Origin of the sequence: Devosia sp. (assembly GCF_030689745.1) — a bacterium.
Taxonomy (GTDB): domain Bacteria; phylum Pseudomonadota; class Alphaproteobacteria; order Rhizobiales; family Devosiaceae; genus Devosia; species Devosia alba.
In genome coordinates, this window is record NZ_JAUYGL010000098.1 from 1 (window position 1) to 15,345 (window position 15,345).

Sequence of the window (15,345 nt, forward strand, 5' to 3'; positions counted from 1 at the left end):
GCCATGCGCTATAAGAACCGCAACGTCATTGAGCGCATGTTCGGACGCCTCAAGGTACGATAAAAAGGCCGACAATTTCCTGGCTGGCTTATGCTTGGCTGCGCTAGTCTGCTATTGGATTTGAATGAGTCTGGACCCTAATCAAATAGAGTTGGTGCTCCGGACAACAAGATTTTCACCGCTCGCCTACTGTCGAACTGCATCCACTGAAATTGCCAAATTCATAGCTACATATTTCAGCCCAAGTTCCGAACAAACATCAGAAAAATCTTGTGATTTTCATGTATAAATAGCAATATCAATACATGAAAAGTCGAAAAATAGACGAAGGCCTTGAGCTGACTCGCTTTATTCTGGTTTGGTCAAGCCTTAGCCCAGTCTTCGTGCTTTGGGCTATTCGGGGCGTCGACGCCATTCAAGACAGGATTTGGGTCCCGATATGTATCGGGCTTTTTCTGCTGCCAACATTGATTATCTGGTTGATATTTATACTCGCTCGCAAAACTGAAAATACTAAGACTATCCAGATTTCATCAGCAAAAGACCAGAGGGAACATCTCCTCACCTACTTGTTTGCAATGCTTATTCCACTGTTCGATGCAAACACAGACGGTGTGCGGGATCTAACTGCAGTTGCATTAGCATTTATGTTTGTCATGTTTCTTTTTTGGCACATGCGCCTCCACTACATGAATCTGTTCTTTGCAATCTGGGGGTACAGAATATTCACGGTAGAGGCAAAGATCGGGACTACTCAGAAAGACCGAGAACGTGACCGATTTGCAACATACGCAGTAATTTCGCGGAGACATTTTATTCCGGACGACGTTTCACTCACAGGCTATCGCTTGGGTGGCCGCGTTCTATTTGATAAGGTCGCAGATGATTGAGAATGACATTGACACCGGAAGTATAGCGTCAGTTAATTTCGGCATAGGGTTGCGAAGCAATAGCGATCTATATTTTGTGCCGACGAATGGCGGCTTTAAAACTGCCCTAAAGGAAATGACAGTTAGCACAGTGGCTGCGCTCAATGCGGCAGAAGGCGACTGGCAGGAATATGACATTTCAGAAGATTATGGCGCAAGACGGCGCGTGTACTGCAAGCGTGATAATGAGTACATGACTGTATTCTCCACCCTTTTTGATGCAGGCGCGCTCGATGATCTAACGAATTTATCAGATCACGTAAATGATATCGAATATTACTTTACTGAGATCACTGACGATCAAAACCGAAGAATGGTCGGAGTAAGAAAGGCAACGCAGTTCAAGGGCACGGTGAAGGCGAAGAACCGACTGGCTCGAATGATCAATGACACGCTATCCATTATTGAGGACACTGTATTCAAACTCGACAACGAGTTCGACGTCCTTGTCACCGATGCGCACGTCTATATTCTGAATGACGCGAAAATGCAGCATCTAGGTGAAATCACATCACGTGTTGCTGCAACAGCTAAGGACAAAATTCAGGTCGTTGAAGATACGATCACTTTCCTTGACCTGTCACGGATTAAAGAAAAAATCGAGAAACATCCAAGGGTTGCACGCTATGCAGCCTCAATTGCGCAAACCCCTAACATAGGTAACTTCCAGCGGGCAAAAATTGAGGAACTCGCTCGGCAGCACGGCATCGTTTTCAAAGAACTCGATACAGGAAAACTTCAGTGCCGCGTCCAAGATGAGGCCAAGCTCATGGAGCTTTTGGACGCGCGGCGCTACCATCTTGATCTAGCCAATAATGGTGGCGATCCCTATCGAGCAACCGGCAGACAGAAGGTCTGATCTACTATTTAAGAAACCTGACCGCCTGCAGACATTGAAATCAAAAATACTAATATATCCAATGCTCATAGGCCAGCGGCTCATTCTTGAGCAGATCCCGGCATGATCGCCACTTGGGCATGTATTGATCCATGAGCACCCGAAAACGTTCGTTGTGATGGCGTTCATGCAAATGCACCAGCTCGTGGACGAGAATGTATTCCAAGCATTCAGGGGATTTCTTGGCCAATTCCAGGTTCAGCAGAATTCGCTTTTCTGGAATGTTGCAACTACCCCATTTCGTTTTCATTTTTTGAATGCGCCAACTGCTGACTTCCTTGCCGATCACAGGTTGCCATTTCTCAAGGAGAGCAGGCACCTGCTGCCTGAGGTGCCCGCGATACCAATCGGCCATGATCTTTGCTCGGGCTTCTTTGGGCGTGTCGGGTCGAACGGAAAGCAGTATCTTCGAGTTGTTTTTCAGCTTCACAGAAGGCTTTTCCGACCGTTCGGAGACCTCCAGTATGTAGCGCCGTCCTTGGAAATAATGGCTCTCGCCCGCAACGAATTTCCGTTCGGATTGCCGGGGCTGCCTCTCAAATTCCGCTTGTTTCCGCTTTATCCAGCCAAGCCGAGAAATGATCGCCAAGCGAACGTTTTCATTGGTGGTTTGCAATGGAACTGCCACTCTCACCATCCCGTCCGGCGGATAGACAGCCAAGTGAAAGTTTTTGATTTTCTTCCGAACGATCTCAACGGATAGCCCGGATACTTCTAGGTACCGGCTATCTGTACTCATACTGGTTCTTCACGAGTTCGACAATTTTCTCGATGCGTTCATCATCGCCGATAGCCTTGTAAATGGCTCCGGCGAGTTCCCGCTCCTTCTGAGGATTACCGATCCAATCCGCTTTCTTGGCTGTTCGGATCGCCGTATCCACCTTGGTTACCCAAAGCTCATCGGCCTCAAAGTTATCATACAGCGCTTTCTTTGCAGGCGTATCCACTGATGCCGGGTAGGTTTTCGGATCAAGTCCACCTGGGTTTAGGACCTGTACCGACAATTCCTTTACGCGGAGCAAATACTCCTTGTAATCCAAAGCCTGTTTCCGTCGCTCCTCGATCAACGCATCCAGAAGCTCAGACATTTTTTCATAGTATTTCGGGTTCACATCCTTCTCATCGATGATAACTTTACGCATGTTATTCTCGATGGTTTCCGCCATAGACTCCTCGCTTTTCATCATCGCGAGCGGCGTATCTTGAAGTGAAGCATCACCCCGTTTCACGATAAGCTCGATCAGGCCCAACTCTTCGAAATCGGCTATAACCTGGCTATCTTCGGCCTTGATGTAGGTATCTAGGAGGTGCCGCATCGCTGGCTCATAAAGCTTCATGTCGATGTAATCGCCACTCGCCAGCTTGATTTCTTCCCTCACCTTACTGAAGTGTTCGACCTCCTGTTTAATTTGCGCTGCTTCTGCCGCAGTGTATCCTGCATCTTCAAGTTCATTTGCGAGGTTGGCATAAGCGCGGAGCAGGCTGGCTACCGCCTTATACAATGCAATCCGGCGGGCCTCAAAATCTTGAAGCTGCCCCGGAGATGCCGGATCACCGCAAAAGTAATGGCGATATTCGTTTTGTCCTCTTGGTTCGAGGACAGGCTCACAGATCGCCTTGAGGGTTTCCCTCGCCTCTTCCAACCGCTCGCGGCCCTTTTCCAGGCGATCACCAAGAAGGCCTTTGACGTCGGCCTCGTCATATCCATCGAATGCGCCGCTGGTGTAGTCACTGATCGCGCCCTCTAGGCGGTGGAACAGGTCTTTGTAATCGACGATATAGCCATACTCTTTATCGTCATCGTCCAGCCGATTAACGCGACAAATAGCTTGGAATAGCCCATGGTCGCGCATTTCCTTGTCGATATAGAGATATGTTGCGGAAGGCGCATCAAAGCCGGTGAGTAGCTTATCCACCACAATGAGCAGGCGCATTTGCCCCGGCTCTTTGATGAACTTTCTTTTCACCTGCTTTTCGAATTCCTCGGCCATGTACATGGCTTCGTCTTCCGGCTTCTCGAAATACTCGGCAAGCATCCGGCGATAGATCGCATACTGATTGAGCTTTTCGGTAAGGCCTGCACCACTGTCCTGGCCCTTAATGTCAGCGGGTGACGGCTGATAGCTGGTGATGATCGCGCATTTTCCTGCCAAGTCGGTTTTCGAGAAGAGATCGTAGACCTTGCACGCCTGATAGATGCTGCTGCAAACAAGCATGGCATTGCCGCGTCCATCCATCAGGCGCGGCTTGGTTTCCATGTCCATCAAAACGTCGTTGACGATCTGTTCCTGCCGGTCCTGGCTGGATAGGACTTTCTTCAATGTGCCCCATTTCAGCTTGAGCTGAGCGCGGGCCATGTCCGATAGGCCTTTGGTCTTCGCATCGAACCACTTGTCGATCTTTTCCTGAGAGGAAACGTATTGGTCGATGTCTCGGGCTTCGTACCGAAGATCGAGCACCACGCCGTCCTCAACGGCCTCATCGAATTTATAGGTATGGATGAAGCTGCCGAAAACCTCGATGCTCTTCTTCTTGTCCGCTTTGAGGAGTGGCGTGCCGGTGAAGCCGATAAAGGTTGCATTCGGCAGGATCAGCCGCATGGCATCGTGCAACTTCCCGGACTGGGTTCGGTGACATTCATCGACAAAGACGAAGATCTCGCCCTTCGCCTTGAAGCCCGCTGGCAGGCTGGCCTTCAACTCCTTGATGAAGTCTTCGGTAGCCTGGTTGTCTTCGTCTTCGCCCTGCCTGCCAAATTTATGGATCAGAGAGCAGACCAGCCATTCCGTCGAATTATTCAGTGTGGCAATGAGGTCTTCGCCGTTCTTCGTACGGTAAATCTTCTCGTCTACGCCGGAAAATACACCCTCAATCTGCTCGTCCAGCTCGGTTCTATCGGTGATGACAAGAACGCGGGAATACTTCACATTTTCACGTATCCATTTGGCCAGCCAGACCATAGTCAGGCTTTTGCCCGAGCCTTGGGTATGCCAGATAATGCCGCTCTTGCGAGCCCGTACATGATCATGCGCTGCTAACACACCGAAATACTGGTTATGACGGCAGGTTTTCTTGGTGCCGGAGTCGAAAACGATGAAGTTGTGAATGATCTCCAGGAAGCGCTTTTTATGGCATAGGCGGCTGAGATGAAAATCCAGCATGTAGCCGTAGGAGTTCTCGCCTTCCTCCTTCCACTGGTAATAGTGTTTCTCGGTGGTTTCGACGGTGCCGTAACGCAGCCCCTCGGTGTCGTTGCCGGCCATGGTGAGCTGCATGGTCGTGAAGAAATTGCGGATGAAGGCCTTTTTCTGATTATCGAGGTTCTGGCGTATGCCTTCGGCCACGGAAACGCTGGAGCGCTTAAGTTCAACCACACCCAGCGCAATGCCGTTTACGTATAGAACAACGTCCGGGCGCTTTTTGTTCGCGCCGCTGACCAATACCTCTTCAGCGATGGCAAAGTCGTTGTTTTCGGGGTTTTTCCAGTCGATCAAGTAGACCGTCTGATTTTGCTCACCCGCGCCTTCCTTGACTTTCACGCCGTAGCGCAGAAGGCGGTAAACGTCCTTATTCGCGTCATAGAGGTGGCGGCCATCACCAAGGGCAGCGGCATTTTGCAGTTCGCGAAACACGCGGGTAATCAGAACATCGCTGACGCCTCGACTGCGCAGCCAACCACCCAGAATGTCCTTCTCGATGTTGCTGTTGTCAGGGCGATCTATCCAATTGCCGAGATAGCGATATCCCAATTGATCGCGGAACAGTTTGACAACTCTGTTCTGCGTCGCGCGCTCCACCTGTCCAACATCGCTCATAGCTCCCCCTAACTCTTAAATAACTTAAAGCTCACCGAATAACGGTAAAATTCAATATTACTGGTCACGCGTAGCGCCCGGCGCAGACGCAAATCATCTTCCAGGGCAATAATGGCCCCGCGCACGCCTTGGTTTGGTTCTGCTATGTCATCCAGAACATAGCCCATATAACGCTGAATCTGGCCGACCACGGCATCGCTGGCACGGCCCTTCTTTAGTTCGACAACCAGATATTCGGTCTTGTCCTTGCTGATCGCCAGAATATCGATGTTGCCTGTGTCGGTTGGATATTGCTGGCCGACGACTTCACCCTCGTCCTCAACGAGGTCAAAGCGTTTGCCCAGCTCTGTCTGCGCCCAGTTTTGTACGAGGAAATCTTCGAGATGCTTTTCGAGTGCAAAGACGGACGGGTCTTCAACCAGCTCATCCGTTGAAATCAACGTTGGCGGGGCATTACCGGCAAGCAGGCTTTCGATCTCCGCCCCATGCTTAGAGATATTGCTGACGGTGCCGATGGAGCCTGCGGAATTCACCAAGGCCTGGCTAAGTTCGCTGCGGTCTATGGTCTTCGGATACCAACGCACCTGACGGCGGTGGGGCAAAATCGCACCCGGCACATACGTGTAATCTCCAACGACCTCACCCGCCCAATAGGTTCCGGTGCCAGTCGGACAAAGGACAAAATCACCGATCTTGATGCCCTTGCAGATGGTGTGGAGCATGCCGCAGGCCAGACCGGCAGCCACCTTGCTCTTGCCGGGATTACGCTCCAGAAAGACCGAATTGTACATCTTGTTAAAGTCGCGCCAGTTTTCGGGCAACGTGCTGCTCAGGTCAAAATCCATACCCCAGTCACCGCCGATGAACTGCCCCTCATGGCATTCCTTGGCGTGGACGCTTTTGCGCCCTAGCATGATCCGGTAATAGCTGCGGGTGATCGTCATACGAGGCGCGTCCTCCCCGTCAGCAATTCCTGCATCATGCCCTGCTTTATAGCCTTGGCTTTGTTGAGCTTTTCCTCAAGAACGTGAAGCTCGTCGTCCATGCATGAGATCACTTTCACGATCTCGACCTGTTCATCAAATGGCGGGACCGGAATGCTCACGCTTTTCAGGCTGTTCTTAGAAAGACCGTAAACCTTAAGGCCCGTGGCAAGCGTATCATATGCGCGCTTGATAGCCGGAATTGAATGAAGATAGCCGCGAAAACCATTAGCGTAGCGCCTCTCCGTATCTCTCAGCAGAAACGTGTGGAGCCCGGAAACGACCCGTCTCGTGCCGACGTTTGAGATTTCAATGCTCTTACCAATACCTTCATAGTCCTCTGACGCATCAGCCATCACGATATCGCCGTCAGCAACAAAGGCAGGATTTCGCAGTTTGTCGCGGTCAATCTTCGGAAGTGTTTGTCGTTCCAAATCGAGGTTGAAATGAAGCTTTGTATGAATGTCTCCGTAGTGGATGTATTCTACGTCCCCATCTTCGGAGAGGTCTGCACGAGAGTTATTTGCCGTCGACAAAAAGGAAAACGTATCGCCATACTTTCGGATGTCCCAATCTTCTGGAATTTCGCCGAGTTCGCTTTGTTTCGTGCCTTTACCGTCGCCAAAACCCGGTAGGCGTTTTTTGCCGGTGAGGAGTTGCTGCATCGTCGCGGTTTTGATGTCGCGCTTCTTCTCGATTAACCTTTCCAGCGAAGCGATCAGCGCATCCACGTCTGACAGGGCGTCTGCAATACGGTTCTGCTCTTCTTGATCCGGAAAAGAAATAAATATCTCTCGGATTAGGGAAGTATTTAAATTTGGCTGACCATTGCCTGATGCCACAACATCATGCAAATACTTTGTCTTTGTGTTGATAAACTGCGCAATGTATCTTTTGTTACCAGATTTTTGATTGATTATTGCAGCAATTCCGTCGTTTGCGCAGCATCGCATACCAAGTATTTTCGCTACACCCAACGTCGCGCCACTATTCGAAATGATGAGCGTCCCTTTTTCCAAGGTTCGGCTTCGTTTAGAACCTTCTTCAGTCAGGTGTGTGTCAGTGAGCACAATTTCGATCTGGCTTTTCGGCACGTTCGTTAACGATGCCACGGTCAGCCATGGAATAAAGTTGCCATCAAAAAACCTCGGATCACCGGCTGGCCTCGGGGAGCCGCCACGAACAACTGACCCCAAATCTCCGAGTTTCTTTACGTCCCAATCTTCCGGGATTTCGCCGACTTCGGTCTGTTTATATCCAGGCTTTACCATGCCAGCCCCATCTTCTTGAGGTGGTCTTCAACAAGGCTTGCGTATTTCTGAACGTCCTTGTTCAAACCGGGCAGAGTTTCGGCATAACGCTCCTCCAGCGTTTTGACGCGATTGGCCAATTGCTGGGTGACGCGCTCGATCTCTTCGCCGATCCGTGCCTCGACCGTTCCGAACCATTTGTCGTGTACCACGATGGCCTTCAGCTCGTCCTCTGAGAGAGTCGGGATTTTCTTGAAAACCAGCTCGTCGAGCTTCAGCTTTGCAGCGTTCACCGCCTTCTTGGCCGATTCCTCGCTGGTGATCAGCGCGAGGCATTTTTTCAGTGCTGCCAGCTCGTCGGCATCATTGGTTTCCTTGATCCGGTCCTTCACGCCCTTTTGCTTGATAGCGCCTTTGTCGTTCTTGGCGTTTTCGATCAGGCCGTCTTCGCCGGTGTTTTCCTCGATGAAACTCTCCAGCTCTTGCACAGCGCTATCGTGCTTGGCCTGAAGGGCATCGAGCGCTGCTTGCTTGTCCGCGAAATATTTCGCGATCACCAGAGATGGCGGGACGATATCGCTGCGATAGCGCTTCTTGGCTTGGGCCGAGCCGAATTCGAAATCATGCTCTTCGGTGTATTTGGGCTTGCCGTTCTTGTCCTTGATCGGCACCAGAAGGCGGACGGTCTTGGCAACCTTCCAATCATCCTGAACGATCATGTGCACGTCGTCCTGCATAATCTCATCCCAATAGGTCATCAGGATTTGATAGATGTCGTATTTGCTGAGCAACGGCGCGCCGTCGAACTGCGTCAGCAAGTCTTCAGAAATGTCGAAAATCAGCTCTTTGGGCTTATCGCCGACCTTGATCCCGGCCAGTCGCCCCTCGTGCTTTGCTTTCCAATCCTGGAAGCGTCTTAGGGACGAATTCTTGAAAGCATCGAATTCGTTATGGCCGAGGATCGTTGCCTTTACAGCGCGCGATTCCACCATAGCCTTGGCGTAACCGGGGCGTGCGCCATCGGCGAACAGCGTTTTGCGCAGTGATGGGAAGACATCCCAATAGGCTTTCAGGGCTTCAATATCCCGATCCGGAATGCCGCCATTCAAATGCGCGTCCAGATCGTGAATGTCCTCGGGTTCACTGGCATCGATGTAGCGGGGGATGTTGAGGTTAAAGTCGTTCTTTTTGGCGATCTCGTCATAGGGAACGAGGCGCGAATACCGATCCACCACGAGCTGACGGTTGAAGACGTCTACGATTTTGTGAATGTCCTGCGCACGCAGACGGTTCTTGTTCCCGTCTTTGATGAAGCCCTTGCTGGCGTTGATCATAAAGATGGGACGCTCTGGCCCTGCCGTGTTCTTATCAATCACGATGATGCAGGCGGGGATGCCGGTGCCGTAAAAGAGGTTGGCAGGCAATCCGATGATGCCCTTGATATAGCCTTGGCGAATGAGGTTGCGGCGGATATCAGCCTCGGCATTGCCACGGAACAAAACGCCATGCGGCAAAATCACTGCGCCCTTGCCGGTGCTTTTCAGCGATTTGATGATGTGCAGCAGAAAGGCGTAGTCGCCATTTTTCTCGGGCGGCTCGCCGTATTCGAAGCGCCCGAACTCGTCATTGGATGGCGTAAAGCCGTTGCTCCATGACTTGAGCGAGAATGGCGGGTTGGCGACGGCAAAATCGAAGGTGCGCAGCTTGCCTTCTTTGTCCTTCCAGTGGGGTGCGGACAGCGTATCGTCTTGCCAGATTTCGGCCGATGGGCTGTTATGCAGGACCATGTTCATTTTGGCCAAGGCTGCCGTGGCCTGTTCTTTTTCTTGACCATAAAGAGAAAGGCCATTCGGCGCTTCGTCATTGACCTTGAGGAGCAGCGATCCGGAACCGCAAGTCGGGTCGTATACAGTCTCGTCCTGGCTAGTATTAGCGTTGATGCCCAAGACCTTCGAAAGAATGCGCGACACTTCGGCAGGGGTGTAGAACTGGCCTTTGCTCTTGCCCGATTCTGTTGCGAAGTGGCGCATCAGATATTCATAGGCATCGCCGAGCAGATCATCCCCATCGGCGCGATTTTTCCCGAGGTCGAGGTTCTCAAAGATACCGACAAGCTTGGTTAACGTGTCGACCATGGCTTTGCCTTTGCCAAGCCGATCTTCATGATTGAAGTCGTTGTCCGCGTTGGACAGCCAGGCCATCTCATTGGCCCGCGCAAGCTCGCCAATGATCGTATTCATTTTGTCGCCGATGTCTTTTTGCCCCTTCAGGGCAACCATATCGGCGAAGGAGCCTCCTGCGGGCACGACGATAGCGCCGTATTTTTGCTTGGCGTATTTGTCCGAAACGTATTTTACGAAAAGCAGGGTGAGGATGTAATTCTTATACTGCGAGGCATCCATGCCCCCGCGCAACTCATTACAGCTCGCCCACAAAGACGAGTACAATTCAGTTTTCTTGATTGCCATTCACATATAACCCTAATGCCTTGCCGCGCTGTTATTATCGTTCCGATCTGTCTATGCTCTTGCGGATCGGGCATAAATTTTCCGGCAGCATGAGCTACCGGTACATCCTAAACCTGAACCTACAACGGTCCGAAAAAGTCCAGAAACATGGTCAATGGAGAGTTGTAGCTCTTTGTTTACTGTCGCACTATCAACCATTGCCCTCCCATCAGTTCCTGATGTCCATTTTCCACCATCTGGGTATTTTGTTGAGCATGGCTTGCCATGCGAATAAGCAGGAAGCCCGTTTGGGCTGTTTGGTGGGCCTACCAAACCTATCCTGCCCCAAGAGACGACAGGGTAAAGTTGTGCCATCTTATGCACTCTCATGCAATCTTTTGCAATCTCGTGCAATCTCGTGCGCTTTCATGCAATCATTTGTAAAAATTGAACTTTTGAGATTTTCCGTTCTTATAAGAACACATTTTTTTACCCTTGCGCATGGGATACAGCGTCGGGTAATCAGAATAAAGCTGCAAACAGCGACATCTTGAAGTTGCAATTTCAGTTCTCAAAGGATTCCTGCCTGTCAAACGATTGGAAAATCTCGGATCAGTGATCCAAATCGCTCTATAGGAAACCCTGCATTCTGATGAGCACGAGCAAAGTTCAATAATTCCAATAATTTTCGATAACCCACTTGATAAGATTTACATAATTTTAACGAGGCCTTCCTTGAGAGCTGGAATTTACGCCCGTCACTCAACCGACAAACAGGGCACAAGCACCGAAGATCAGATCCGCCGCTGTCAGGAATTCTGCCGCTTCAAGGGATATGAGATTGCCGAAATCTATCGGGACGAGGCCCTGTCTGGTGCCCATATCGAGAACCGCCCCGGTGTCAACGCCCTGCTCATCGGTGCCCTTAATGGCCGGTTTGATATTGTCATTTCCGAAGATTTGAGCCGGATCAGCCGGGATCAGGCAGACACCGCCAATTTCTTCAAAAAAATGATCTTCCTCGGCCTGCCGGTCGAGACCATCAGCGAAGGATTGATCAACGAACTGCATATCGGGCTTAAAAGCACGATGAACGCGCTTTATCTCAAGGATCTGTCCGACAAAACCCATAGGGGTGTGATTGCCGCCGTGCTGCGTGGCGGCGTGCCGGGTGGCAAGCTTTATGGTTATGATCTGGTCCATGCGCTTGACGAGTTCGGCGAACCGATACGCGGCAAACGGACCATCAATCCGGAACAGGCCATCATCATCCGGGAAATTTTCGAGACATATGCCTCGGGCCAAAAATTGAAGCATATCTGCGATGATCTGAACCGGCGCGGTATTGAGTCCCCAAACGGCAGCAAATGGGCTCCCACGACCCTTGTGGGCTCGTTCGTCCGGCAAACAGGGATGCTGCGTCAAACGCTTTATAACGGCGTCATCACCTTCAATAAAATGCACTATCGCAAGCACCCGGAAAACGGCAAGCGTTTGCCGGTCCTGCGCCCGGAAAGTGAATGGATCAGCGTCCCGATCCCGGAGCTTGCCATTGTCGATGAAGGAATGTTTGCAAGAGTGCAGCGGGCCCTTGATGTGCGTTCCAGCAAGCATCTCCAGCGCAAGCTCACCCCGAAGGTCATGACCGATGAGGAAAAACGCGATATTTCAATCCGGCGCTCAAAGGAATGGCGGCGCAATCAGGCAATCACCACCAAACGGGCCAATGCGGTGTTTGGCGGTAAACTCTATTGCGGCGAACACGGCCACAAGATCGTCGCGACCTATGCCCGGCATTATTCCTGCCCGACCAAAGGCTGTCATAACCGCAGCCTGAATTATGACCAGATCATCATACTGGTCATCAAAGCGATCAGCACGCTTGACCAGGACATGATCCTTTCCCATTTCGACAGCGCACAGATGGGAAAGGCCCGCACAAGGCTTGAGCGGGAAATCGACCGATCAAAACAGGAACTGGAAACCCTGCGCGCCAGCGTCAACAAGGTCATCGAGGCGCTTGGGCCGGATGCCCGATCTCACGAGATCCGGGCATTCTTTGACGACAAGTCGGAACAAATCCATCGAACCAAACTTGATATTTCACGTTACCAGCGCGAACTGGCCGAAACATCGATCCCGAAAAGCCTGGATCGCATCATTGCGCGTCACAACAAGCTGCTGGCCAAATTGCGGGTCTGGTCGCGGGATCCGGAAGCCGTCACGCCCCTCCGGCAGATCATCGACAAGCTGACGATTCACGCAACCTGGGACGAAGCCAACAGAATGTGGCAGCGTGAATGCAAGGCGACATTTGATTTTGCCGCCCTGATTGCTGCCGATAAACGACACTCTTCCTGATCGGGGAAAGAGTGACAACCGGCAGAATTCTGCCGGTTGATCAGAGAGACAATCCTCTGTCTGACACCTGTAAAATCCCCGAAAAGGCCATTCACGCCCGTTCGATCTGGTGCTCAATCCATTTGCTGATGCTCATGCCAGAGGCCCCGGCCAGGATGGAAGCCTTGCGATGAATGCCCGGATCCACCCGCAACGCGATGTTCCCGCTATAGCAGACTGCCGGATTTAACTTTTTGGGTAAGCGTCGTGTCACGGCTACCTTGCAGATGAGAGCGGAAGATCGGATTTAGAGAGCGAGAGGGGGCAATCCAGAACAGATTCTTTTCGGTCTGACCTCGTCCGCCCCGTTGGAGGTTCGGTTTTGGGAAGCGCCCGAGCGGCTGGGGCCAAGCAATCATCTCCGTTACCGGCACCTTGGTATGTCGTTTCAGCCGCGATCAGCGGACTGGGCGATCTCCTGCCGCAATTGGTCGATTTTCGCGCTGGCCCACTGTCGGGCGTCATCTCCGAAGATGAGCCTCGATGGTGCCTCGTCCTGCGAAGCGAGCGCCACGATCCGCACGGCGAGCAGCTTCGGGTCGCCCGGCTGGTTGCCATTGGCCCCGTCCACGAACGCGCGATACTGCGCGATCGCCTCGGCATAGTCTGGAATGTCGATGCTGCCGAAGCGCGCGGACTTGCCGTCCATGAAGTCGGTGCGCAGCATCCCCGGCTCGACCAGAAGCGAACGGACGCCCAGCGGTGCCAGTTCCTGCGCAAAACCTTCCATCCATCCCTCGACTGCGAACTTCGACGCCGAGTAGACCGCCCCCCCGCCGTTGGAGACCAGCCCGCTGACCGACGAGATGGTGACGATGAGGCCTGAGCGACGCTGACGCATGTGGGGGGCGACCGCGCGCGCGACGTTCATCGTGCCGAACAGGTTGACCTCGAACTGGCGCCGCACAGCGGCATCCGTGAAGGTCTCGAAGAACCCCAGTTCGGCATAGCCGGCATTGTTGACCAGCACGTCGATCCCACCGAACCGCTCGGTGGCCTCGGCGGTGACCGCGTTCGCGGCTTCGGCGTCGGTGATATCGAGCGCGAGGGCATGCAGGCGGTCGTGTTCGCCCCCGAAGGCATCGCGCACCGCGTCGGCGGACCGCGCTGTTGCCACGACCGTTTCGCCCGCATCAAGCGCCGCGCGCGCGATCTCGCGTCCAAGTCCCCGGCTTGCGCCTGTCACCAACCAAATCTTGCTCATCGCCTGTTCCTCGCTTCCTTCGCTATTCTCGATTAGTTAGACTTGCTAATTGATCAAAACAATGGCCCAATTAGTAATAGGCCCCAGTAGCAGGGATCATCAATGCGTCCGGATCAGCTCGGCGACCTCGCCGTCTTCGCGGCGATTGCCGCCGACCGCAGCTTCACGCGAGCCGCAAGGCGGCTCGGCGTCACGCAGTCGGCGTTGAGCCAGACCATGAAGCGGCTGGAGGGCCAGCTCGGTTTTCGCCTGCTCTCCCGCACGACCCGCAGCGTCGCCCCAACCGCGGCCGGCGAGCGCCTGCTCGCCACCCTGTCGCCGGCACTGGCCGGGTTGAACGACGAGATCGAGGCGCTGTCCCAGGCACGCGGGGCAGCGATCGGCACCGTGCGTATTACGACCGGCAAACACGCCGCAGACACACTGCTGTGGCCGATGCTCTCGTCCTTCATACGCCGCCACCCCGGCATCGAGGTGGAAGTGTGCGTGGAGAATGGAATGACCGACGTCGTGGCGGGCCGCTACGATGCGGGCATCCGGCTCGGCGAGCGATTGGAGAAGGACATGATCGCGCTGGCGGTCGGGCCCCAGCTTCGCGTCGCGGTGGTGGCCGCTCCCGGCTATCTGAGCGACCATCCCGCGCCAACAGAGCCCGCTGACCTCACGGCGCATCGCTGTATCGCCTATGGCGACGCGCACGGCAACCTGTCTCCCTGGTCGTTCGAACGCAACGGCCGTGCAGTTACAGTTACGCCAGGCCGCGGGCCGGTCTTCAATGACGGCGATCTGCTGGTGGCCGCCGCCATCGAGGGTTTCGGCATCCTCTATATCCTGGAGGATCTGGTGGCGGCGCCGATTGCCGATGGCCGTCTCATCCGCCTGCTGGAGCCCTGGTGCGAGCCGTTCGCCGGCTACTACCTCTATTACCCCGATCGGCAGGGCACGACGGCCTTCGAACTGTTCAAGAAGACGCTTCAAGAAAGCAGGGCCGTGTGAAGGCTTGGCCAAGCGTTGGCGTCGATTCTCGAAGCTCGATCGTTGCGGGAAAGTAACCGTCCATTCACGGCTACCTTGACAGGGATAGCGATACCCTTTCGGAGATGTAATCAGGCTTGGAGGTCTATATTCCAGGCAAGCAGGTCGTCGATCTTGTTGATCGGATGATCTGCAATGCGCTCAAGGACGATGCTGAGGTATTTGCGCGGATCAAGGCCCTGCATCTTTGCTGTCTTGATGAGACTGTAAATGGCCGGTGGCCAAAGGCCGGATGGCACGTTTTGCGGCATTGTTGCTGATCTCGCATCTGCCGTCATAAGCATACGTCCCACCGGGTCAGGGCATAACGCAACGCCCCGGCCAGATCGCTTTTGCCCGGTATCTTGCGCAAGGAATGCTCGAAGCAGTTTTTTGTTTCGTCAA

The 15,345-nt window shown here is 53.1% G+C and carries 11 protein-coding genes and 1 pseudogene; 4 read left to right on the forward strand and 8 right to left on the reverse strand.

Going from position 1 to position 15,345, the window contains the following annotated elements; all coding sequences use genetic code 11:
- Positions 1-305 precede the first annotated feature (305 nt).
- Complete coding sequence (locus Q8O80_RS08310; RefSeq protein ID WP_305578852.1) at positions 306-890, forward strand: hypothetical protein; 585 nt, start codon at positions 306-308, stop codon at positions 888-890.
- Positions 883-1,788 (forward strand): Kiwa anti-phage protein KwaB-like domain-containing protein, encoded by a 906-nt coding sequence (locus Q8O80_RS08315; RefSeq protein WP_305578854.1) that lies wholly within the window; start codon positions 883-885, stop codon positions 1,786-1,788. The genes Q8O80_RS08310 and Q8O80_RS08315 overlap by 8 nt, the downstream gene beginning before the upstream one ends.
- A gap of 49 nt (positions 1,789-1,837) precedes the next feature.
- On the opposite strand, the gene Q8O80_RS08320 is transcribed toward Q8O80_RS08315, so the two are convergent.
- Genes Q8O80_RS08320 through Q8O80_RS08340 form a run of 5 tightly spaced genes read right to left on the reverse strand, consistent with a single transcriptional unit; the run spans position 1,838 to position 10,343 of the window.
- A complete protein-coding gene (locus tag Q8O80_RS08320; protein ID WP_305578856.1) occupies positions 1,838-2,566 on the reverse strand; it encodes a M48 family metallopeptidase in 729 nt (242 codons plus the stop codon).
- Positions 2,553-5,642 (reverse strand): type I restriction endonuclease subunit R, encoded by a 3,090-nt coding sequence (locus Q8O80_RS08325; RefSeq protein WP_305578858.1) that lies wholly within the window; start codon positions 5,640-5,642, stop codon positions 2,553-2,555. The genes Q8O80_RS08320 and Q8O80_RS08325 overlap by 14 nt, the downstream gene beginning before the upstream one ends.
- 8 nt (positions 5,643-5,650) lie before the next feature.
- Positions 5,651-6,586 carry an endonuclease NucS domain-containing protein gene (locus Q8O80_RS08330; protein ID WP_305578860.1) on the reverse strand — a complete coding sequence of 312 codons (936 nt, stop codon included), beginning with the start codon at positions 6,584-6,586 and terminating at the stop codon, positions 5,651-5,653.
- The gene (locus Q8O80_RS08335; RefSeq protein ID WP_305578862.1) at positions 6,583-7,896 is read right to left on the reverse strand and encodes a restriction endonuclease subunit S; all 1,314 of its coding nucleotides are present in this window, start codon (positions 7,894-7,896) and stop codon (positions 6,583-6,585) included. The genes Q8O80_RS08330 and Q8O80_RS08335 overlap by 4 nt, the downstream gene beginning before the upstream one ends.
- Positions 7,890-10,343: a class I SAM-dependent DNA methyltransferase gene (locus Q8O80_RS08340; protein ID WP_305578864.1), complete on the reverse strand. Its 2,454-nt coding sequence runs from the start codon at positions 10,341-10,343 to the stop codon at positions 7,890-7,892. The genes Q8O80_RS08335 and Q8O80_RS08340 overlap by 7 nt, the downstream gene beginning before the upstream one ends.
- A gap of 714 nt (positions 10,344-11,057) precedes the next feature.
- Between Q8O80_RS08340 and Q8O80_RS08345 the strand changes: the two genes are divergently transcribed.
- Complete coding sequence (locus Q8O80_RS08345; RefSeq protein ID WP_305578866.1) at positions 11,058-12,683, forward strand: recombinase family protein; 1,626 nt, start codon at positions 11,058-11,060, stop codon at positions 12,681-12,683.
- A 91-nt stretch (positions 12,684-12,774) separates the two neighbouring features.
- Here the strand turns inward: Q8O80_RS08345 and Q8O80_RS21530 are convergent, their stop codons facing one another.
- Together Q8O80_RS21530 and Q8O80_RS08350 are read right to left on the reverse strand one after the other, a co-directional pair.
- Positions 12,775-12,936: a toxin-antitoxin system HicB family antitoxin gene (locus Q8O80_RS21530; protein ID WP_371136144.1), complete on the reverse strand. Its 162-nt coding sequence runs from the start codon at positions 12,934-12,936 to the stop codon at positions 12,775-12,777.
- A 174-nt stretch (positions 12,937-13,110) separates the two neighbouring features.
- Positions 13,111-13,926 (reverse strand): SDR family NAD(P)-dependent oxidoreductase, encoded by an 816-nt coding sequence (locus Q8O80_RS08350; protein WP_305578868.1) that lies wholly within the window; start codon positions 13,924-13,926, stop codon positions 13,111-13,113.
- 102 nt (positions 13,927-14,028) lie between these two features.
- Between Q8O80_RS08350 and Q8O80_RS08355 the strand changes: the two genes are divergently transcribed.
- Complete coding sequence (locus tag Q8O80_RS08355; RefSeq protein ID WP_305578870.1) at positions 14,029-14,922, forward strand: LysR family transcriptional regulator; 894 nt, start codon at positions 14,029-14,031, stop codon at positions 14,920-14,922.
- A gap of 110 nt (positions 14,923-15,032) precedes the next feature.
- Here the strand turns inward: Q8O80_RS08355 and Q8O80_RS08360 are convergent.
- A pseudogene (locus Q8O80_RS08360) lies at positions 15,033-15,345 on the reverse strand (transposase domain-containing protein); the annotation flags it as partial.